General features: G+C 65.9%; 17 protein-coding genes. 14 read left to right on the forward strand and 3 right to left on the reverse strand.

Translation table 11 applies throughout. The annotated features are described in order from the left end of the window. Positions 1-2: 2 nt before the first annotated feature. Positions 3-1,094, reverse strand: coding sequence for an inositol-3-phosphate synthase (locus ACZYY4_RS12340; protein ID WP_463810271.1), 1,092 nt, complete (start codon positions 1,092-1,094; stop codon positions 3-5). 74 nt (positions 1,095-1,168) lie between these two features. After that, complete coding sequence (locus ACZYY4_RS12345; protein WP_463810272.1) at positions 1,169-1,711, reverse strand: PadR family transcriptional regulator; 543 nt, start codon at positions 1,709-1,711, stop codon at positions 1,169-1,171. 332 nt (positions 1,712-2,043) lie between these two features. On the opposite strand from ACZYY4_RS12345, the gene ACZYY4_RS12350 reads away from it, so the two are divergent. The 14 genes from ACZYY4_RS12350 to ACZYY4_RS12415 all read left to right on the forward strand — a co-directional run bounded on the left by ACZYY4_RS12350 (position 2,044) and on the right by ACZYY4_RS12415 (position 20,355). Next, positions 2,044-2,469 carry a DUF5318 family protein gene (locus ACZYY4_RS12350; protein WP_463810273.1) on the forward strand — a complete coding sequence of 142 codons (426 nt, stop codon included), beginning with the start codon at positions 2,044-2,046 and terminating at the stop codon, positions 2,467-2,469. Further along, complete coding sequence (locus ACZYY4_RS12355) at positions 2,387-4,966, forward strand: transglycosylase domain-containing protein (protein WP_463810274.1); 2,580 nt, start codon at positions 2,387-2,389, stop codon at positions 4,964-4,966. The genes ACZYY4_RS12350 and ACZYY4_RS12355 overlap by 83 nt, the downstream gene beginning before the upstream one ends. Before the next feature lie 177 nt (positions 4,967-5,143). Continuing rightward, on the forward strand, positions 5,144-7,507 hold the full coding sequence (locus ACZYY4_RS12360; protein ID WP_463810275.1) for a transglycosylase domain-containing protein: 2,364 nt from the start codon (positions 5,144-5,146) through the stop codon (positions 7,505-7,507). Continuing rightward, a complete protein-coding gene (locus ACZYY4_RS12365) occupies positions 7,504-9,159 on the forward strand; it encodes a glycosyltransferase family 87 protein (protein WP_463810276.1) in 1,656 nt (551 codons plus the stop codon). Before ACZYY4_RS12360 ends, ACZYY4_RS12365 begins: the two co-directional genes overlap by 4 nt. 86 nt (positions 9,160-9,245) lie before the next feature. Further along, positions 9,246-9,536 carry a 30S ribosomal protein S6 gene (gene rpsF / locus ACZYY4_RS12370; RefSeq protein WP_085260160.1) on the forward strand — a complete coding sequence of 97 codons (291 nt, stop codon included), beginning with the start codon at positions 9,246-9,248 and terminating at the stop codon, positions 9,534-9,536. A 76-nt stretch (positions 9,537-9,612) separates the two neighbouring features. After that, positions 9,613-10,140: a single-stranded DNA-binding protein gene (locus ACZYY4_RS12375; protein WP_463810277.1), complete on the forward strand. Its 528-nt coding sequence runs from the start codon at positions 9,613-9,615 to the stop codon at positions 10,138-10,140. A gap of 34 nt (positions 10,141-10,174) precedes the next feature. Next, positions 10,175-10,429 carry a 30S ribosomal protein S18 gene (gene rpsR, locus ACZYY4_RS12380; protein ID WP_024442719.1) on the forward strand — a complete coding sequence of 85 codons (255 nt, stop codon included), beginning with the start codon at positions 10,175-10,177 and terminating at the stop codon, positions 10,427-10,429. 32 nt (positions 10,430-10,461) lie between these two features. Continuing rightward, complete coding sequence (gene rplI / locus ACZYY4_RS12385; RefSeq protein WP_463810278.1) at positions 10,462-10,920, forward strand: 50S ribosomal protein L9; 459 nt, start codon at positions 10,462-10,464, stop codon at positions 10,918-10,920. A 518-nt stretch (positions 10,921-11,438) separates the two neighbouring features. Beyond that, positions 11,439-12,815, forward strand: a complete 1,377-nt coding sequence (dnaB, locus tag ACZYY4_RS12390; RefSeq protein WP_463810279.1) for a replicative DNA helicase — start codon at positions 11,439-11,441, stop codon at positions 12,813-12,815. Between the two features lie 142 nt (positions 12,816-12,957). Further along, positions 12,958-13,293 (forward strand): helix-turn-helix domain-containing protein, encoded by a 336-nt coding sequence (locus tag ACZYY4_RS12395; protein ID WP_463810280.1) that lies wholly within the window; start codon positions 12,958-12,960, stop codon positions 13,291-13,293. A 798-nt stretch (positions 13,294-14,091) separates the two neighbouring features. Beyond that, on the forward strand, positions 14,092-14,817 hold the full coding sequence (locus ACZYY4_RS12400; RefSeq protein ID WP_463810281.1) for a TnsA-like heteromeric transposase endonuclease subunit: 726 nt from the start codon (positions 14,092-14,094) through the stop codon (positions 14,815-14,817). After that, positions 14,814-16,955: a Mu transposase C-terminal domain-containing protein gene (locus ACZYY4_RS12405; protein ID WP_463810282.1), complete on the forward strand. Its 2,142-nt coding sequence runs from the start codon at positions 14,814-14,816 to the stop codon at positions 16,953-16,955. Before ACZYY4_RS12400 ends, ACZYY4_RS12405 begins: the two co-directional genes overlap by 4 nt. Beyond that, a complete protein-coding gene (locus tag ACZYY4_RS12410) occupies positions 16,952-18,076 on the forward strand; it encodes a TniB family NTP-binding protein (RefSeq protein ID WP_463810283.1) in 1,125 nt (374 codons plus the stop codon). The genes ACZYY4_RS12405 and ACZYY4_RS12410 overlap by 4 nt, the downstream gene beginning before the upstream one ends. Continuing rightward, complete coding sequence (locus ACZYY4_RS12415) at positions 18,073-20,355, forward strand: TniQ family protein (protein WP_463810284.1); 2,283 nt, start codon at positions 18,073-18,075, stop codon at positions 20,353-20,355. The genes ACZYY4_RS12410 and ACZYY4_RS12415 overlap by 4 nt, the downstream gene beginning before the upstream one ends. Before the next feature lie 119 nt (positions 20,356-20,474). Here the strand turns inward: ACZYY4_RS12415 and ACZYY4_RS12420 are convergent, their stop codons facing one another. Then, a complete protein-coding gene (locus ACZYY4_RS12420) occupies positions 20,475-20,720 on the reverse strand; it encodes a hypothetical protein (RefSeq protein ID WP_463810285.1) in 246 nt (81 codons plus the stop codon). Positions 20,721-20,750: the final 30 nt, after the last annotated feature.

Raw genomic sequence — 20,750 nt, forward strand, 5'->3', positions numbered from 1 at the left:
TCTTAGCCGGTGATGAACTCTTCGAGCTGAGTGCGCGCGACGTCGTCGGGCAGCTGCTTGGGCGGGCTCTTCATCAGGTACGCCGAGGCCGGGATGATCGGGCCGCCGATGCCGCGGTCCTTGGCGATCTTGGCCGCCCGCACCGCGTCGATGATGATGCCGGCGGAGTTCGGCGAGTCCCACACCTCGAGCTTGTACTCCAGGGTCAGCGGCGCATCGCCGAAGGCGCGGCCCTCCAGTCGCACGTAGGCCCACTTGCGGTCGTCCAGCCAGGCCACGTGGTCGGACGGGCCGATGTGGACGTTCTTGTCCTCGATCTTGCCGGCCAGCGAGCCGGTCAGGTTGGAGGTGACGGCCTGGGTCTTGGACACCTTCTTCGACTCCAGTCGCTCCCGCTCGAGCATGTTCTTGAAGTCCATGTTGCCGCCGACGTTGAGCTGGTAGGTGCGGTCCAGCGTGACACCGCGGTCCTCGAACAGCTTGGCCATCACCCGGTGGGTGATGGTGGCGCCGACCTGGCTCTTGATGTCGTCACCGACGATCGGCACGCCGGCGTCGGCGAACTTCTTGGCCCACACCGGGTCGGAGGCGATGAACACCGGCAGTGCGTTGACGAACGCCACCCCGGCGTCGATGGCGCACTGGGCGTAGAACTTGTCGGCCTCGTCGGAGCCCACCGGCAGGTAGGAGACCAGCACGTCGACCTTGGCCTCGCGCAGCACCGAGACCACGTCGACGGCGTCGGCGTCGGAGACCTCGATGGTGTCGGCGTAGTACTTGCCGATGCCGTCCAAGGTCGGGCCGCGCTGCACCACCACGTTGGTCGGCGGCACGTCGGCGATCTTCATGGTGTTGTTCTCCGAGGCGAAGATGGCTTCGGACAGATCGAAGCCGACCTTCTTGGCGTCCACGTCGAACGCGGCGACGAACTTCACGTCACGGACGTGATACGGACCGAACCGCACGTGCATCAGGCCGGGCACCGCCGAGCTGTCGTCGGCGTTCTGGTAGTACTGGACGCCCTGGACCAGCGAGGAGGCGCAGTTACCGACGCCGATAATGGCGACCCGCACATCCGTCGTTTGCTCAGTCATTTCCGACGTTCTCCTTCTTTGCTGTCACTGCTGACGTGCTGTTGGTGTTGTCTTGATGCCCGCTCCCTGCAGGCTCAGGGTTGTTCGGCTCGGCCCTGTGAGACGCGTTCGGCCGCGATCAACTCGTTGAGCCACTTGACCTCCCGCTCACTGGATTCCAGCCCGAGCTGGTGCAGTTGGCGGGTATAGCGGTCCAACGAGTTGCTGGCCCGCGTCACGGCATTGCGCAGGCCTTCCCGGCGTTCCTCCACCTGACGGCGGCGGCCTTCCAGGATCCGCATCCGAGCCTCGGCGGGGGTGCGGTTGAAGAAAGCCAGGTGCACCCCGAAGCCGTCGTCGGTGTAGTTCTGCGGTCCCGTGTCGGCCACCAGCTCGGTGAAGCGCTGACGACCGGCGTCGGTCAGCCCGTACACCCGCCGGGCCCGCCGCACCGGGGTTCCCGCCGGCGCAGCGTCCTCCGCGATCAGCCCGGCCGTCTGCATGCGCCGCAGCGCGGGATACAGCGAGCCGTAGGAGAATGCCCGGAACGCGCCCAGCAGACCGGTCAACCGCTTGCGCAACTCGTAGCCGTGCATCGGCGACTCGAGCAGCAGGCCGAGTATGGCAAGCTCAAGCACCGATTCACCTCCTCGTGATGATTTTTGGCTACGTCCGTTCGACGGTGCGCGCAATAGTATCGCGCCGATATAACAGAACCCAAGTGGCCTGTTGTTCGCCCACCGTTCAGCCGATCGAAGTCGCCAGTTCAGGACGGGTAATTGTTGCGCTGACGGGCCGGCTCGACGAGCGGACAGGCCCCTTTGTCTGTCGTCGGCGGCCGTGAACCCGAGCCTTTCGGGTGCCCCGCGCCGGATGCCGACCGCGCCACGGCGACCCGAATCCGCCGGTCGGTGCGGGATAAGGGCGTTCATCACACCGGCCCGCGCGGACCCGTCGTACTCTGGTGACCGTGCGATTGCAGCGACAGGTGGTGGACTACGCGCTTCGGCGCCGTTCCCTGCTGGCCGAGGTCTACTCCGGGCGCACCGGGGTGACCGAGGTGTGCGACGCCAACCCGTATCTGCTGCGGGCGGCGAAGTTCCACGGCAAGGCCAGTGCGGTGGTGTGCCCGATCTGCCGCAAGGAGCAGCTCACCCTGGTGTCGTGGGTCTACGGCGACCAGCTGGGGGCGGTGTCGGGTTCGGCGCGCTCCGCCGAGGAACTGGTCCTGTTGGCCACCCGCTTCAGCGAGTTCTCGGTGTACGTGGTCGAGGTGTGCCGGACCTGCAGTTGGAATCATCTGGTGAAGTCCTATGTGCTGGGCCTGGCGCGCCCGCCGAAGGGATCCCGGGGTCGGCGGACGGCACGCAGCGGGGCCCGTACCGCCAGTGAGTAAACACCACGACGACCGGTCGGATGCTGCCTCGACCGGGCCTTCCGAGGTTGGTGCTCGCCGCGCGCGGGCCGCGCCGGATGACCGGCAGACCGCGATCATCCCGGCGGTCGACGACGCCGTGACCGCCGACCTGCGCGACCCGATCGACGCGGTCAAGGCGGCCCTCGACGGCGCGCCACGGCAGCGCGAACAGGCGCTGAGCGGACGCATCCCGCGCCGGCAACCACCGCCCGACGAGAGCACAGACCGGGCCGAGGAGCCGCCGCGGCGGGGCGGCCGTTTCGAGCACACCGGTCGGGCCGCTGCGCCCGACCCGATGGATTGGCTGCGCCGGCACCCGCCGAATTGGAAGTGGATTCGGCGCGGGCTCGCCGCCGCCGTCGTGGTGATGGTGCTGCTGCCGGTCGTCACGTTCGCGATGGCCTACTCCATCACCGATGTGCCCTCACCCGGCGACATCCGCACCAACCAGGTATCGACGATCCTGGCCAACGACGGATCAGAGCTCGCCAAAATCATTCCGCCGGAAGGCAATCGCGTCGACATCGACATCAATCAGGTGCCGGTGTATGTGCGTAACGCGGTGCTGGCCGCCGAGGACCGCGACTTCTACTCCAACCCCGGTTTCTCGGTGTCCGGCTTCGCCCGCGCAATCAAGAACAACCTCTTCGGCGGCGACACCCAGGGCGGGTCGACGATCACCCAGCAGTACGTCAAGAACGCACTGGTCGGATCCGAGCGGGCCGGGGTGGGCGGATTGATCCGCAAGGCAAAAGAACTCGTGATCGCCACCAAGATGTCCAGCGCATGGCGCAAGGACGATGTGCTGCAGGCCTACCTGAACATCATCTACTTCGGCCGCGGCGCCTACGGTATCGCCGCGGCATCCAGGGCCTACTTCGACAAGCCGGTCGAACAACTCGATGTCGCCGACGGCGCACTGCTGGCCGCGCTGATCCAGCGACCGTCCACCCTGGATCCCGCCGTCGACCCGGAAGGCGCCCTCGAGCGGTGGAACTGGGTGCTCGACGGCATGGTGGAGACCGGAGCGCTGACGGCCGGCGAGCGTGCCGCCCAACAGTTTCCGGAGACGGTGGCGCCGGATCTGGCCCGCTCCCAGAACATCACCACCGGACCCAACGGGCTGATTCAGCGGCAGGTCACCAAGGAACTGCTCGACCTGTTCAACATCGACGAGCAGACCCTGAACACCCAGGGCCTGCAGATCACCACCACCATCGACCCCCAGGCGCAAGATGCCGCCGTGGACGCGGTGGAGACCTACCTCAAGGACCAGATCCCCAACATGCGGTCCGCGGTGGTGTCCATCGATCCGCGCAACGGCGCGGTGCGCGCGTACTACGGGGGGTCGGACGCCGCCGGATTCGACTTCGCCCAGGCGGGTCTGCAGACCGGGTCGTCGTTCAAGGTGTTCGCCCTGGTGGCCGCGCTCGAGCAGGGCATCGGTCTGGGCTATCAGATCGACAGTTCGCCGCTGACCATCGAGAACGGCCGGATCAAGATCACCAACTCCGAGGGTGAGAGCTGCGGGGTCTGCAACGTCGCCGAGGCGCTCAAGCGCTCACTGAACACCGCCTACTACCGGCTGATGCTCAAGCTCAAGAACGGTGCGCAGGATGTCGCCGACGCGGCGCATCAAGCCGGCGTCGCCAAGAGCTTCCCGGGTGTTCCGCACACCCTGTCCCAAGACGGCGGGCCGCCCGAAGGCGGAGTCGTCCTGGGTCAGTACCAGACCAGGGTGATCGACATGGCTTCAGCGTACGCGACGCTGGCCGACTCGGGCGTGTACCACCCACCGCACTTCGTGGAGAAGGTGGTCAACGCCGACGGCCAGGTGCTCTTCGACGCGCAGACATCCGAGGACACCGGCGAGGAGCGCATCCCCAAGGCCGTCGCCGACAACGTCACCGCGGCCATGCAGCCCATCGCCGGCTGGTCGCGCGGACACAATCTGGCCGGCGGCCGGCCGTCGGCGGCCAAGACCGGTACCACCCAACTGGGTGACACCGGGGCCAACCGGGACGGCTGGATGGTCGGCTACACGCCGTCACTGTCGACCGCGGTGTGGGTGGGCACCACCGGGGGCGACGAGCCACTGGTGAATCAGTGGGGCGGCCCGGTGTACGGCGCGGGCATTCCGGCCGACATCTGGAAGGCCACCATGGACGGCGCCCTGCGGGGAACCTCCAACGAATCCTTCCCGACGCCAACTGAGATCGGCGGCTACGCCGGTGTCCCGGCCGCGCCGCCACCGCCGCCTATGCAGGAGCCCGGGCCGCTGACCGAGCCGTCGGAGACCGTCATCCAGCCCACGATCGAGATCGCGCCGGGCATCACCATCCCGATCGGTCCGCCGACCACCATCCCGGTCGGACCCCCCGCAACGGCTCCGCCCCCGGGGCAGGCGCCGTCGCCACCGGTGGCGCCCGAGCAGCCCGGGCCCCCGCCGGGAGAAGCGGCGCCCCCGGCGCCGTAGCGCCTTTGTGACCTCGTTTCAACCCGACGTCGCGGCGTGCGGACGTAGCCTGGTGATCATGGAAACGCAGCGACGCGTGGGGGATCACGGGCTGCCGAGCCTTTCGCCGTCCGCCGAGATGGGTTGCGCCCGTACGAGGATGGTGGGAAGCCGAAAGTTCGCGACATATCCGCCGGGATGCCCCCGCCGACGGTGAAGGGCCAGGGCCCGCCGGCGCCGGGTGCCGACAGCGCTGCAGAAGACCACTTCTTGACGACGGACGATCCGCCGGCCGGCCCGCCCAACGGTGCCGGAGAAGAACCGGATCTGCGGGACCCCATCGAAGTGGTCACAGCGGCCCTAGAAGCGCAAGAAAGGCCGCGCCCGGACTCCGACGATCGGGATGAGGCCGAAGTTCCCGAGGCTGATCAAACAGACCGGCCCGGTTGGCGTCGGCGGGTGAACTGGACCTGGGTTCGGCGCGGTCTGTATGCCGCCACCGTGACGATGCTGGTGGCCCCGGTCATCACCTTCGGCATGGCCTACCGCACGGTCGAGATCCCCGAACCGGGCGACATCCATACCGATCAGGTGTCGACGATCGTGGCCGCCGACGGCACCGAACTGGCGAGAATCGTTCCGCCGGAAGGTAACCGGACCGACGTCAAGATCGACCAGGTACCGGTCCACGTGCGCGACGCGGTACTGGCCGCCGAGGACCGCGATTTCTACACCAACTCCGGCTACTCCTTCTCGGGGTTCTTCCGGGCGGTCAAGAACAACCTGCTCGGTGGGGACACCCAGGGCGGTTCGACCATCACCCAGCAGTACGTCAAGAACGCTTTGGTCGGGTCCGAGCGGACCGGTGTCTCCGGCGTGGTCCGCAAGGGCAAAGAGCTCGTCATCGCCACCAAGATGTCCAAGGTGTGGCCCAAGGACGAGGTGCTGGAGGCCTATCTCAACATCATCTACTTCGGCCGCACCGCCTACGGGATCGCCGCTGCGGCAAGGGCGTTCTTCGGCAAGCCGGTCGAAGAACTCGACGTCGCGCAAGGCGCGCTGCTGGCGGCGGTGATCCAGCGGCCGTCCGCCCTGGATCCCGCGTTCAACGCCGAGCGTGCCGTCGACCGGTGGAACTGGGTGCTCGACGGAATGGTGGAGACCGGCGCCTTGAGCTTCGCCGAGCGGTCCAGGCAGATGTTTCCGGCCACGATCCCGCCGGACCAGGCGCGCAATTCCGACCAGGCCACCGGACCCAATGGGCTGATCCAGCGGCAGGTCATCGCCGAATTGCTCGACATGTTCCATATCGACGAGCAGGCGCTGAACATGCAGGGCCTGCGGATCACCACCACCATCGACATGAAGGCGCAGCGCGCCGTGGAGAAAGCCGTCGCGGGAGTCATGACCGGGCAGAAGCCGGCACTGCGGACCGCGGTGGTCTCCATCGACCCGCGCAACGGCGCGGTACTGGCTTACTACGGCGGCGCGGACGCGGGCGGTTTCGACTTCGCCCAGGCCGGGCTGCAGACCGGGTCCTCGTTCAAGGTGTTCGCCCTGGTGGCGGCGCTGAAACAGGGCATCGGCCTGGGCTATGAGGTCGACAGTGCTCCGCTGACGGTCGGCCGGACCAAGATCAGCAACGTGGGCGGCGCCAGCTGCGGGGTCTGCAATATCGCCGAGGCACTCAAGCGATCACTCAACACGGCCTACTACCGGCTGATGCTCAAGCTCAAACACGGCCCGCAAGACGTCGCCGACGCGGCGCATCAGGCCGGGATCGCCGAGAGCTTTCCCGGTGTGGCGCACACGCTGTCCGAGGACGGCCGCGGCGGGCCGCCGGAGAACGGCATCGTGCTCGGCCAGTACCAGACCAGGGTCATCGACATGGCGTCGGCGTACGCCACCCTGGCCGACTCCGGGATGTACCACCCGCCGCACTTCATCCAGAAGGTCGTCGGTCCCGACGGCCGGGTGCTGTTCGACGTCACAGTCGCTACCAAGGAGTCCGGCGAGCAGCGCATCCCCAAGGCGGTCGCCGACAACGTCACCGACGCCATGAAGGCGATCCCCAGCTATTCCGGCGGACACGACCTGGCCGGCAGGCGGCCCGCCGCGGCCAAGACCGGCACCACCCAGCTGGGCAACACCGGAGCCAACCGCGACGCCTGGATGGTCGGCTACACGCCGACGCTGTCGACCGCGGTGTGGGTCGGTACCGACAAGGGCGAGGAGCCGCTGACGAACAAATGGGGCGGGCCGGTGTACGGCGCGGGTCTACCGGCCGAGATCTGGAAGGCCGGGATGGACGGCGCGCTGGCGGGCAGCCCCGTCCTCGCGTTCCCCAAGCCCGCCGAGATCGGTGGCTTCGCGGGGGTACCGTCCGCGCCGCCGCCACCGCCGCCGATGGAGTGGTACTCGCCGCCGCCACCACTGGACTCCGACGCCGACGAGCCGCCGCCGTTCCCGGAGCCACCGCTGTTCCCCCCGCCGCCGCCACCACCGCCACCGCCTCCACCACCACCGCCGCCGCCAGCACCGGTGCCCGAGCCACTACCGTGACGGAGGTGATCCCAGGCCGAGCGGGGGTTTCTCCCCAGCCGTTGGCCGCTGACCTGCGCAGCGCCGACGACCGCGACCTGCCCAGCCACACCGACCCGGTCGCGCACGCACTGTCGAACACCATCGGTGGGCCGGTGGGCCGGCACGCCCTCATCGGGCGCAGCAGGTTCATGACACCGCTGCGGGTGATGTTCCTGATCGCGGTGCTGTTCATGGCGTTGGGCGCGACGACCAAGGCGCCGTGCCTGCAGAGCGTTGGTTCCGGCGGCCCCGATCAGCGGGTGGCCAACTGGGACCACGAGCGTGCCTACTTCCAGCTGTGCTACTCCGACGTCGTCCCGCTGTATACCGCGGAGCTGCTGGACCAGGGCAAGTTCCCCTACAAATCCAGCTGGGTCGAGAAGGACTCGGCAGGGAAGCCGCAGGTCCGCTACGACGGGCAGCCCGCGCAGCGCTACATGGAGTATCCGGTGCTGACCGGGCTCTACCAGTACTCCGCGATGGCCCTGGCCAAGACGTACACGGCGATCAGCAAGGTGGTGAAGATCCCGGCGTTGAGCGGGGTCGCCGAAGTGGTGGTGTTCTTCGACATCGTCGCGCTGGGCCTGGCCCTGGCCTGGCTGGCGACGGTGTGGTCCACCGCGCAGCTGGCCGGCCGCCGGGTCTGGGACGCCGCCTTGGTGGCGGGCTCGCCGCTGCTCATCTTCCAGATCTTCACCAACTTCGACGCGCTGGCCACCGCGTTCGCCACCTGCGGGCTGCTGGCCTGGGCGCGCCGCCGGCCGGTGGCGGCCGGGGTGCTGCTCGGCCTGGGCACCGCGACCAAGCTGTACCCGGTGCTGCTGCTGTTACCGCTGCTGGTGCTGGGGGTGCGGACCGGGCGGTTGGGTGAGGTCAAGCGCACCGCGGTGGCCACAGCGGTGAGTTGGCTGGCGGTGAACCTGCCGGTCCTGGTGTTCGCCCCGCGGGGCTGGAGTGAGTTCTTCCGGCTCAACTCCCGCCGCGGCGACGACATGGATTCGGTCTACAACGTGGTGAAGTCGTTGACCGGGTGGCGGGGCTTCGACGGCGAGTTGGGGCTGTGGCAGCCGCCGACGGTACTCAACATCGTGATCGCGGCGTTGTTTGCGCTGTGCTGCGCCGGGATCGGTTACATCGCGCTGACGGGGCCGAGGCGGCCGCGAGTGGCGCAGTTGGCTTTCCTGCTGGTGGCCGCCTTCCTGCTGACCAACAAGGTGTGGAGTCCGCAGTTTTCACTGTGGCTGGTGCCGCTGGCCGTGCTGGCCGTGCCGCACCGCCGATTGCTGCTGGCCTGGATGACCGTCGACGCGCTGGTATGGGTGCCGCGGATGTACTACCTCTACAGCGTCCCGGACCGCAGCCTGCCCGAGCAGGCGTTCACTTCCACGGTGCTGGTGCGCGATCTGGCGGTGTTGGGGTTGTGCGCGTTGGTGATCCGGCAGATCTATCGGCCCGAGCGGGATCTGGTGCGCGCGGGTGGACGGGTGGACGACCCCGCCGGCGGGGTGTTCGACGGAGCGCCCGATGAACCCCCGCCGTGGCTGCCCGCGCGGTTGCGGCCACCGCCGCCGCATGAACCGGCGGTCGAGCCCGGTCCGGCCGATTTCACGTCGCAGCCCAGCCTCCGGTAGCCTAGCCGGGTTGCCGACGCAGGCGACCCTCCTGCCGTGGACACATCCACGGCCGCACTACGACCATAGGAGGTGATGAGGTTCCCATGCGTCCATACGAAATCATGGTCATCCTTGACCCCACTCTCGACGAGCGCACCGTTGCCCCGTCCCTGGAGACGTTCTTGAACGTGATCCGCAAAGACGGTGGAACGGTCGACAAGGTCGACATCTGGGGCAAGCGCCGCCTGGCCTACGAGATCGCCAAGCATGCCGAGGGCATCTACGCGGTCATCGACGTCAAGGCCGCTCCGGCGACCGTGTCCGAACTCGACCGTCAGCTCGGCCTGAACGAGGCCGTGCTGCGCACCAAGGTGATGCGGACCGACAAGTCGTAGCAGGCTGTCGCAGCCGTTGCGTAGGCTCAAGCTCCACATGCAGCATCAGCGCTGACACCGATCCTAGGAGGGCCCCGTGGCTGTAGGTGACACCACCATCACCGTCGTTGGAAACCTGACCGCGGACCCTGATCTGCGGTTCACCCCTTCGGGGGCGGCGGTCGCCAACTTCACGGTGGCGTCCACCCCGCGGGTCTTCGACCGGCAGACCAGCGAGTGGAAGGACGGCGACGCGCTGTTCTTGCGGTGCAACATCTGGCGTGAGGCCGCAGAGAACGTCGCCGAGAGCCTCACCCGCGGATCGCGGGTGATCGTCACCGGACGGCTGCGGCAGCGGTCCTTCGAGACCCGCGAGGGCGAGAAGCGCACCGTTTACGAGGTGGAGGTCGACGAGGTCGGCCCCTCGCTGCGGTATGCCACCGCCAAGATCAACAAGGTCAGCCGCGGCGGCGGCGGCGGAGGCGGCTTCGGCGGAGGCGGTGGAGCCAGCGCTCCGGCAGCTCCGGCGGCGGCCTCGTCCGGTGCCGCACCCGCGGAGGACCCGTGGGGCAGTGCTCCGGCGTCCGGCTCCTTCGGTGGCGCCGACGACGAACCGCCCTTCTGAAACCAACGAACCACAGCACGAAAGAGATAGGTAGATGGCCAAATCCAACAAGCGGCGCCCGGCTCCCGAGAAGCCGATCAAGGCCCGCAAGTGCGCGTTCTGCTCCAACAAGAAGCAGGTGATCGACTACAAGGACACCTCGCTGCTGCGCACCTACATCAGTGAGCGGGGCAAGATCCGCGCCCGCCGGGTGACCGGCAACTGCGTTCAGCACCAGCGCGATGTCGCGCTCGCGGTGAAGAACGCCCGCGAGGTCGCGTTGCTGCCCTTCACCTCGTCGGCGCGCTAGCCGAACATTCCAGCCGAGAAAGTACGAAAACGATGAAGCTGATTTTGACCGCTGAGGTGGACCACCTCGGAGCGGCCGGAGACACCGTCGAGGTCAAGGACGGATACGGCCGCAACTACTTGCTCCCGCGGGGGCTGGCGATCGTCGCCTCGCGCGGAGCGCAGAAGCAGGCCGACGACATCCGTCGGGCCCGCGAGACAAAGACGGTGCGCGACCTGGACCACGCCAAGGAGCTCAAGGCGGCTCTCGAGGCGCTGGGCCCGGTCACGCTGCCGATGAAGACCGCCGCCGACTCGGGCAAGCTGTTTGGTTCGGTGACCGCCGGCGACGTGGTCGCCGCCATCAAGAAGGCCGGCGGCCCCAACCTCGACCGGCGCATCGTGCGGTTGCCCAAGGCGCACATCAAGGCCGTCGGCAGCCACCCGGTTTCGGTGCACCTGCATCCCGAGATCAACGTCGACGTCACGCTCGACGTCGCCGCGGCGAACTAAGAGCCGGGCGCGGCGGGTCGCCGTGGCGAACTAGGCGCGAACTCAGCAGCCCCGGTGGCGCCCTGATCGGCTCCGCCGGGGCTTTGCTGTGCTCGGATCCGGTTAACTCCGGTTAACTCTGGCTAACTTTTCGGCCCGTGCGCAGTTCTGGTGCTATTTACGTGGTCGTGGAGCGGCGTCCACCTGTCCGTCAGGCAACACGCCCAAGATGGCAACCTTGGCCGACACGCCGAAGAGATTGCCCTCCACAGCGAGGACACCGTGGTGTGGTGCGCTTACCTGCGGTGATGACAAATCGAAACAGAACTATCCACAGGTCTTCCCCACCGTCCCAAACAAGTGGGGGACCGGTGTGCACACTTCATCCACACCTTTGTGAACAAGCCCGTTTGGTAGGGCCGCCAGCAACGCCTACCGTCAACCCGGCACGACGCGATGGGGGTGTCGGGGTCCACGGCTACAGTCGGGACATCGAAGTCGAATAGACGTTCGAGCGTGCTGCGGAGGAGGTGGGGCGCATGGCAGTGGTCGACGATCGTGGGCACTCTGAGCTTGAGGAGCCGCCTCGCGAAGACGTCGGCCGCCAGCCGCCCCAGGATCTCGCCGCGGAGCAGTCGGTGCTCGGCGGGATGCTGCTGAGCAAGGATGCCATCGCGGACGTGCTGGAGCGGTTGCGGCCCGGTGACTTCTACCGCCCGGTGCACCAGAACGTCTACGACGCGATCCTGGATCTCTACGGCCGCGGGGAGCCCGCCGACCCGGTGACGGTGGCCGCTGAACTCGACCGCCGCGGCCTGCTGCGCCGGGTGGGTGGCGCCCCGTATCTGCACACGCTGATCTCGACGGTGCCGACGGCGGCCAACGCCGGCTATTACGCCACCATCGTCTCGGAGAAGGCGCTGCTGCGCCGGCTGGTGGAGGCCGGTACCCGGGTGGTGCAGTACGGCTACGCCGGCGCTGAGGGCGCCGACGTGGCCGAGATCGTCGACCGGGCTCAGGCCGAGATCTACGACGTCGCCGACCGCCGGCTCTCCGAGGACTTCGTCCCGCTCGAAGACCTGCTGCAGCCCACCATGGACGAGATCGACGCGATCGCCTCGCACGGCGGGGTGGCGCGCGGTGTGCCGACGGGCTTCACCGATCTCGACGAGGTGACCAACGGGCTGCACCCGGGGCAGATGATTATCGTCGCGGCCCGGCCGGGTATGGGGAAATCGACGCTGGCTCTGGATTTCATGCGGTCCTGCTCGATCAAGAACCGGATGGCCAGCGTCATCTTCTCGCTCGAAATGAGCAAGTCCGAGATCGTCATGCGCCTCTTGGCCGCCGAAGCCAAGATCAAACTCGGCGACATGCGCTCGGGCCGGATGAGCGATGACGACTGGACCCGGCTGGCCCGGCGGATGAGCGAGATCAGTGAGGCGCCGCTCTACATCGACGACTCACCCAACCTGACCATGATGGAGATCCGCGCCAAGGCGCGCCGGCTGAAGCAGAAGGCCGACCTGCGCCTGGTGGTGGTCGACTACCTGCAACTGATGTCCTCCGGCAAGAGAGTCGAGTCCCGTCAGGTCGAGGTCTCTGAATTCTCAAGGCACCTCAAGCTTTTGGCCAAGGAGCTGGAACTGCCGGTCGTCGCGCTCAGCCAGCTCAACCGTGGTCCCGAGCAGCGCACCGACAAGAAGCCGATGCTGGCCGACCTGCGTGAGTCAGGCAGCCTGGAACAGGATGCCGACATGGTGATCCTGCTACACCGGCCCGACGCCTTCGAGCGCGACGACCCTCGGGGCGGCGAAGCGGACCTGATTCTGGCCAAACACCGTAACGGCCCGACGAAGACGGTGACGGTGGCGCATCAGCTGCACTTGTCGCGGTTTACGAACATGGCGCACTGACGCTTTCAGGATTTTGTAGGGTCTCACCGCTGATGTCACTTTCTCAGCGTTGGTGTCACCTCCGTGTCACCTATCTCAACTCGTGTCATGCGGGCGGGGGTATACGGAGATGAACTGATAGCCGACCGGCTATCGTCGGGTTATGTCGCAAATGGGGCCGACGCGAATTGGTCACGTCGAGCGACTCGCGGGAAATCTGTTGAAGGTAGCCCGAAGTCAGATCGGCATATCGCAGCGTCGGCTTGCCGAATTGGCGGGTGTGCCGCAGTCAACGATCGCCCGTATCGAATCAGGGGCCCGGCAACCGTCACTGCCAGTCCTGGCGCGCATCCTGGCGGCGGCCGACCTCGAAATCAGGATCCGCTTGGTGCCTTACGAGGGTCACGATGACGTACTTGATGCGACCGAAGCGCGCCTGACGCCGGAAGAGTTGACCCGCCGGCACGCCGATCAAGACGCATTCGTAGCTGCTCTCTGACGCGACTCAAACGGATGATCTGCTTGCTCAGCTGACCGAACATTCGACTGAGCGCTGTGACGAACATCACAATCTATGGTGTCGTCGTTCCAAATTGTGCAGGGCTGCGGAACGCGTCGGGCGTATCCAGGGGTTTAGCCACTGATTACGCAATGGCGCTACCCCCCAAGTGTTTACGGATTGTGTGCGGCTGATTGAGCGCGTCTGTTGTGATGCACCAGAGCAGCGAGACATTCTGTCCTGCAGGGTGTTTGATACCGGTATAGCGACGGCGAAACGCCGGCACATCACCGAATGCGCTGATGCTACATAGCGGGAGGGAGCGCTCATGGCTCGCCCAGAGCTTGGAGTTCGGGACAGGGTGCGTGTGGAGTTTCGGCTGCCGCGCGCAGTGGCTGAGGCTGCTTACCAGTGCGCTCGTGAGTGGAACGTGTCGCTGTCAGAAGCCGGCGCCAGGCTCATCGACCTGGGCTACGAACGCACCGCCGGTAAGGCAGCCATCTCCGAAATCGCGGGGGCGCCAACGCATAGTGAAGTTCTCGTAGACAGTAGAGATGAAGGGAATGGGGGTACGACAAGGCGGGAATGACCAGATGTTGTCGCACTGACAACGCACTAGAAATGCCGAAGGCCGGGCGGGCACCCGGCCTTCGGTAGCGGTACACGTACCGCCGTTCACCTCAATCCCCCTAGAAAGGGACTCCCATGAGTTCAACGTATTCGAACGCACTTGTCAACAAGTGCCAGCCTGCGCCAGCCCATCCGGCAGTCGCACAGACACCTGAGCAGCCTGCCAAGGTGGATCGACGTAGCGCCCTGATCTCGTTTCGTACGATCACAGAAGATCAGATCCAGATCGCCGACTGGGCCAGTGCCGCAGGGGTGCTCTCCGCCCCGCTCGCCCCGTGGCGGACCTTCCGGTGGTGGTATGGCCAGCAGCACTACTCGGGAACCTACTGGGCGAAGACTCAGAACGACCACGTCATCTACGAGTCCCGCCTGGAACTGGCACGGCTGCTCTACGCCGATTTCGAACCGTCGGTCACCTCCATTGCGGCCCAACCATTTCTGATCGAAGCCGATGTCGACGGCAAACGGCGCCGACACATCCCTGACTTTCTACTCAGTACCCGAAACGGCCCGATTGTCGTCGACGTCAAGCCACGTCATCGCGTGGGCGTTCCCAAAGTCGCTTACACCCTGGCCTGGACGCGCCACCTCATCGAGGACCTGGGATGGGACTACGAGGTGTGGAGCGAACCACCACCTGTTGAGCTGAACAACATTCGGTTCCTGGCCGGCTACCGCGATGAGCGACGGCTCAATAGGGACGTCCTGGACGCCGTGAGCCGCCTCGACGTCGAGGGCCTCACTATTGAACTGGCAATCACAGCTCATGCTGCCCTGCCTGTTCCACTGGTGCGGCCCGCTCTGTGTCATCTGTTGTGGTGCGGGGCCATTGCCACCGACCTGGATGCACCCCTGCAATCGACTGCTGTCCTACGCAAAGGACCGAACTCATGATGGACCGCCTCCGCATCGGCCCGGGCTGCCGACTGAGCTTTTATGGCGAGCTGATCGAGATCGTGGAAATCTGCACAGGATTTGGTGGTAACAGCGCAATCGTCAAAACGGTTGGTACCGCGCAGGTTCGCCGAATTGCTTTGAGCGCACTTCTGGCCTACCGCCACGACGAGCCCAACGACGAGCCCAACGAATCCGGGTCGTCGGACTGCCTGGAGGATGTGGCCGCCACGATCCTGGCGGTGATCAGTGAGTCGGAACGCGTCAGAATCCGGGACTGCGCTGCTCACATCCGCGAGGTCCTCACCGGATACCGCTGTGGCAGCGCAGAAGCGGGCGAAAAGGGCGAGCCCCGGCCGGAGTACGACCCCGCCCTGCCCCAGACAGACAGGTACAAGGCGAAGGCAGCTGAGCTCGGCGTCAAACTGCGCACCATTCAGCGGATGGTGGCCGCCTTCCGGCAACACGGGGAGGCAGGGCTTGTCCAAAGCAAGCAGGTGCGGGTTCGTAATCTACCCAGGGTTGACGACCGGTGGCGCGAGGCCGCCGTCGAGGTCATGGTGGAACATGTCGATCAATCCCGGCCCTCGCAGACCGCGGTTATCAAGCATGCTAACGCCCGTGTCATTGCCCGCTACGGTCCCGATGTCGTACCAATCCCAAGTCGCGCCAGCGCATTTCGCGTCTTAGCTCTCCTCGAGGCTAAGTACGCGACCTTTCGGCTCAGCACCAAACGAAACCGGGATATTGCTGAACGCAATCCGCGAACTTATGGGAGATTGCGGCCGACCCGGCCAGGTGAATACCTGCTGATGGATACCACCAGGCTCGATGTCTTCGCGATGGATCCCCTCACGCTGCGGTGGACCCAAGTGGAGCTCACCGTGGGCATGGATTGGTACACCCGCTGCATCACCGGCCTGCGCCTGACACCGGTGTCGACGAAGTCGGTGGACGCCGCGACGGTGCTATACCAGTGCTACCGGCCGCCGGCCGCACCCGCCAGCTGGCCGAAAGAAGCGACCTGGCCCGAACACGGCACCCCTCGATCGGTACTGCTTGACATCGATGCGATCGACCGTGACGGCACTCGCGCCGCTTGGCCGGCGATCGTTCCCGAAAGCCTGATTGTCGACCACGGCAAAATCTACGTCTCCGAGCACCTGACGAGTGTGTGCCAGCGCATGCGGATCTCGATCCAACCCGCACGATTGCGTATGGGGCGTGACAAGGGTCCCGTCGAACGGTTCTTCCTCACTATTAGACAAGACCTGCTCCAGTACCTCCCCGGCTATAAAGGTCCGGATATCCATTCCCGCGGCCTGGCCCCGGAACATGAGGCGCACTTCTACATCGACGAACTCGAAGCAATCATCCGCGAATGGATCGCGGTGGTGTACCACCGCCGACCCCATGACGGATTGGTAGAGCCAGGCCTCCCAGGGTTGGATCTGTCACCGGCGACCATGTTCGAACACGGTCTCGCGCGTGCCGGATACATCGAAGTGCCGCAAGAGCCCGAGCTTGCCTACGAATTCCTCGCAGTCGAGAAGCGCACCATCCAGCATTACGGCGTCGAGGTCGGTGGCCGCCGGTACAACGGGCCATCCTTGGACCCGTACCGCGACCAGCGCAGCCCCTACCCCGGTGGACGATGGCCAGTCCACCGCCATCCTGACGACATCAGCTGCGTCCACTTTCGCGACCCGAGCGATCAAAAGTGGCACACCCTGATGTGGGAGCACGCACCAGCGCTCACAGCGCCCTTTGGCGACGATGCCCTCGCCTTCGCCCGCAGCCTGGCACGCAAGAAATACACCTACCCCAATGACGAGCTCGCGATGGAGCTCCTACTGGAACGGTGGAACCTCGGACTGGGCAAAACCCCGACCGAACGACGCCTGGCCTTGCGCCAATCCCGCGCAGACGAATTGCTCTGTGCCACGACAGGCAGCATGCAGCAATTGGTGCAGGCGCTGTCATCCGTGCAGCAGGCACTGCCGGATCAGAACCCTGTGGACGATGCGGACGGCACCGGCCGCCCCCCAGTTGAACCGCCGTCCGAGGACGACTGCGGAGACGACGACAGCAGCGATGACCCTGACGACTTCTATGCCACCGCATGGGAGGACGCATGACCGCCTCGGTGCAGCCGCCGTCACACCCGGCGAACCTGGACAATCTCACGCTGGCGCGCAACGAAGGATTCTTCGCTTTCGCCGAAGCCCCGGTGCTGACCCGTCCCGAACCGCTGACCCGGGCAGGGATCAAGGCACTCGGCGAGGCCGCGCTGATCGACTACAACGCCCAACGACGCACCTGGCACGCCAACCTCGGACCCTTGCGGACACCGCAACTCGCCGAGCTGCACGAACAACTCTGGGACATCGTCGACAGCAACCATCAAACCGGCGACAAACCCAAAAGCGCTGTCGCCATAGACGGATACCCCGGACTGGGGAAGACCACCGCAGCCCTAGCCTTCGCCCGCGACTTCCACCGCCGCGAAATCACCGAACGCGGATCGGCAACGCCAGGAGGGCACCGGCGAATCCCCGTCTGTCGGGTGGGCCTGACCGGCAACACCGGCATGGTCGATTTCAACCGAGCCATGCTCGACTACTTCGGCCACCCCGGCACCCATCGCGGGACCGCCGCGCAGTTGGCCCACCGAGCCCTGGACTGCGTACTGGCCTGCCAAACCCGCCTGTTGATGATCGACGACCTGCACTTCCTGCGCTGGCGCAACACCCAGGGCGTCGAAATCAGCAACCACTTCAAATACATCGCCAACGAATTCCCGGTCACCATCATCTATATCGGCGTTGGGCTGACCAAGCACGGGCTGTTCTCGGAGGGGTCGTCCTACCAGGATGCGATCATCGCCCAAACAGGAAGGCGTACAACAAAGCTCGGGATGGACGCATTCACCATCAAGACCAAGGCAGAGCGTAAACGATGGCGTGATCTCCTGTTGACCCTGGAGCGCCGGATTGTCCTGGCCGACAGTCACCCGGGCATGATCGCCGATGAGCTCTCCGACTACCTCTATGCCCGATCCACCGGACATATCGGATCACTGATCACGCTGATCAACCGGGGCTGCCAACGAGCCGTGCGCACCGGGGCCGAACGGCTCACCCAAGACCTACTCGACCGGGTGAAAAACGACGAAGCCTCAGAGAAAGCCCGCCAGGAACTGCAGTCTGCACTGCAAGCCGGCAAGCTCACCACGCGAATCAGCAGCCGCGCGTCATGAGCGATATCCGACGCATCCCCATCAATGTCGATCCGATTGCCGGTGAAGCACTCGACTCTTGGCTGGAAGCACTCGCGCACCGCACCCACACCAGCTTGGGCGATCTCCGCGTAGCGGTCGGCCTGCATGAGCCAGCGCTACACTCGGTGCCCCGCTGGATGATCAGACTGACCCCGAATCAGCTGACCGCGCTGCACGCGGCCACCGCGGTGAACTCGACAGTCCTGTCGGCAATGACGTTGTCGCACTACGACGGCCGAGCGGCAGCGGTGATAAAGACTCCAACCCGTTTGGACACCACTTTCCCCTGGGGGCCGCGGCCCGGCTCACGCTACTGCCCACATTGCCTGGCCGAGTCCGGTGGCCGCTGGAAGCTGGCCTGGAGACTTGGATGGACCTTTACCTGCCTCGAACACAGGTGCTTGCTCGCCGACACCTGCCCCAACTGCACTGTCCGCCCCCGAATCCGGCAGTTAGCCGCTGACGGCATCCCACGACCGGGACACTGCACAGCACCGGCCGACGATCGCACAACCCGGGCCGAACGGTGCGGAGCGGATCTGAGCACCGCCGAAGTCCTCACCTTCGACAACGACGATCATCGCGTCCTGCGCGCCCAACGTCGAATCAACGACATTGTCAACGCAGATGTTGTGCACAGCGGTATATATGCCCTAGATCCGCAACAGTCAGCCGGTGTCTTCGACGATATCCGGGCAATCGCCGTTAAGGCGCTCACCTATGCCAGCCCACCAGAACTCGAACCGATCATCGGCAACGAGCTGCTCACCGCCTACCAGCTGGACCATCCACAACTGCCGACCGCACGAGCGCCGAGCCCCAGGAAGTCACTCGTTGTACAGGCGCCGCTGGCTGCGAGCGTAACCGCCGCTGGCGCCCTCGCCGCCCTACAGTCTCTCGACCAACAAGATGTACAAACCGCAGGCGACGCACTGCGATGGCTGATCACCGCGATCCGCGCACGCGGTGCCCACTCATCCACTACGCGCCTGGCGTGGACAGGAGGCATCGCCGGTGCTGCCCAACTTGCAGCACTCGGCCCGAGCCTCAAACCCAGCGAACAGCTCCGATTCCGCACGGCAAGCAACTGGCCGGCTTTCCCGACCCGAAGACTGGGTTGCATCACCGAGGTTGAGAAGCTCCCCACCTCGCTCTGGCAGAACGTCGCCCTACGCTTGACCGTCCCCGGGAGTCATCTGCGCCAGCTGCGACCGGCGCTCTCGGTCGCGGTATTGCTCATCGACACAAAGACGAAACTGTCACCGCTGGCCCGCAGAATAAACAGCCCACTCGGCGACCATGGGGTCTCGCGCGTTCTCCAGCTCCTCAACCAACACGCCAACTGGACCGACATCAGCAAGGCCCTGCTGTCCCTTGCTGAACACCTCGCCCAATCAACGGTCCCCATCAACTACTCACGCCGCCGCCGTCTTGACTACCGCGAGTTGCTGCCCGACGACACCTGGCAGCGCATCTGCCGCGAAACCGGCGCCACCAGCCGCGGGTCGGCCCGCGCCCAAGTGGCCCGGCTCTATCTGCAAGAGCGCATCTCCGGTATGCCTGCCCGCAGCCACACCATCAGCCCCGCGCTACGGTCCAAGATCGCCGACTTCCCCTACTACCTCACTCCGGAACTCAGCGACGCACTCGACGACCATGCACTGGAATACCTTGCCGAGCAAGGCGTCCGGGCCGAACCGGTGCACTACGAGCCGGACACAGACTTCCTGGGGGGCTTACGTCTGCCGGGCCAGAACCCCGACGCCGTCGACCTCGCCGCCCTACACCGCGGCATCCAGGCCGGACTGACCCTCGGCCACGCCGCCGAAGATACCGGCGCAGACCTTGACACGGTCCGTTACCTCCTCGCCTGCCACCCGACACCTTCCGCAGCCACCAACCTCAACGCCTACCGCCGCGTCAAAGAGGCCTACCCGCGCGAGGTCTTCATCGAGCGGTACGAACTCTGCGGGATGAGCCTTGCCGAGATCGCGGATCAGGCCGGCGTCAGCCGACAGACCGTCGCTCGCCTTGCCGCCGACTACCAGATCGAAACACGTAAACCCGGCAGAGCAACCAAATACACCGTCAATGCCGATTGGCTCTACACCCAATACGTCGACCATCAACGCCCACTACCGGATCTCGCCCGCGAACGCGGCGTCAGCACCACCACCATGGCCCGATGGGCGAAAACCTACGGCGTCCCGTTGCGCTCCCGCGGAGGCGCCAGGAATAGCGCACAGGTCGCCACATGACGCCGATGACGCAGGCAACACGCCACGGGCCTCAGGCGAAGCTCCCGGCCCGCTCATTAGCAATCGCATCGAGCACTTCGCGGGTCCGCCGCCGGCGGATGAGGTCCACGGGCCGACGGTCACCAAGGTTGGGGGTTCAGCCCAACGAGCCAGCGCTGAGCGTTCTCGATCGAATGCAGCCGCAACAGGTGGGCCATGACGACTTCGAGAAGGTCCACCCGCTCCGCGTTGACCAAATCGATTGCATTGCCGTCCTGCCACCGCGCGACCTGCGCGGCGTCCACCCCAAGTAGCTCTGCGAGGCGCCGCGAGCCGAAGTCACGGCTGAGTGCGATCACCTTCTGCTCCGTGGGTACCGGCGGCATAACCCAACGCTAGCCCGCGTCGTCGTTGCG

The sequence above is a fragment of the Mycobacterium sp. IDUB_21 genome (assembly GCF_055419425.1).

Excerpts from the sequence above, each read along its gene's own strand:
- ACZYY4_RS12340 (WP_463810271.1), bottom strand. The coding sequence starts at position 1,094 with ATGACTGAGCAAACGACGGATGTGCGGGTCGCCATTATCGGCGTCGGT.
- ACZYY4_RS12355 (WP_463810274.1), top strand. The coding sequence starts at position 2,387 with ATGTGCTGGGCCTGGCGCGCCCGCCGAAGGGATCCCGGGGTCGGCGGA.
- ACZYY4_RS12360 (WP_463810275.1), top strand. The coding sequence starts at position 5,144 with ATGCCCCCGCCGACGGTGAAGGGCCAGGGCCCGCCGGCGCCGGGTGCC.
- rpsF (WP_085260160.1), top strand. The coding sequence starts at position 9,246 with ATGCGTCCATACGAAATCATGGTCATCCTTGACCCCACTCTCGACGAG.
- rpsR (WP_024442719.1), top strand. The coding sequence starts at position 10,175 with ATGGCCAAATCCAACAAGCGGCGCCCGGCTCCCGAGAAGCCGATCAAG.
- rplI (WP_463810278.1), top strand. The coding sequence starts at position 10,462 with ATGAAGCTGATTTTGACCGCTGAGGTGGACCACCTCGGAGCGGCCGGA.
- dnaB (WP_463810279.1), top strand. The coding sequence starts at position 11,439 with ATGGCAGTGGTCGACGATCGTGGGCACTCTGAGCTTGAGGAGCCGCCT.
- ACZYY4_RS12395 (WP_463810280.1), top strand. The coding sequence starts at position 12,958 with ATGTCGCAAATGGGGCCGACGCGAATTGGTCACGTCGAGCGACTCGCG.
- ACZYY4_RS12405 (WP_463810282.1), top strand. The coding sequence starts at position 14,814 with ATGATGGACCGCCTCCGCATCGGCCCGGGCTGCCGACTGAGCTTTTAT.
- ACZYY4_RS12410 (WP_463810283.1), top strand. The coding sequence starts at position 16,952 with ATGACCGCCTCGGTGCAGCCGCCGTCACACCCGGCGAACCTGGACAAT.
- ACZYY4_RS12415 (WP_463810284.1), top strand. The coding sequence starts at position 18,073 with ATGAGCGATATCCGACGCATCCCCATCAATGTCGATCCGATTGCCGGT.
- ACZYY4_RS12420 (WP_463810285.1), bottom strand. The coding sequence starts at position 20,720 with ATGCCGCCGGTACCCACGGAGCAGAAGGTGATCGCACTCAGCCGTGAC.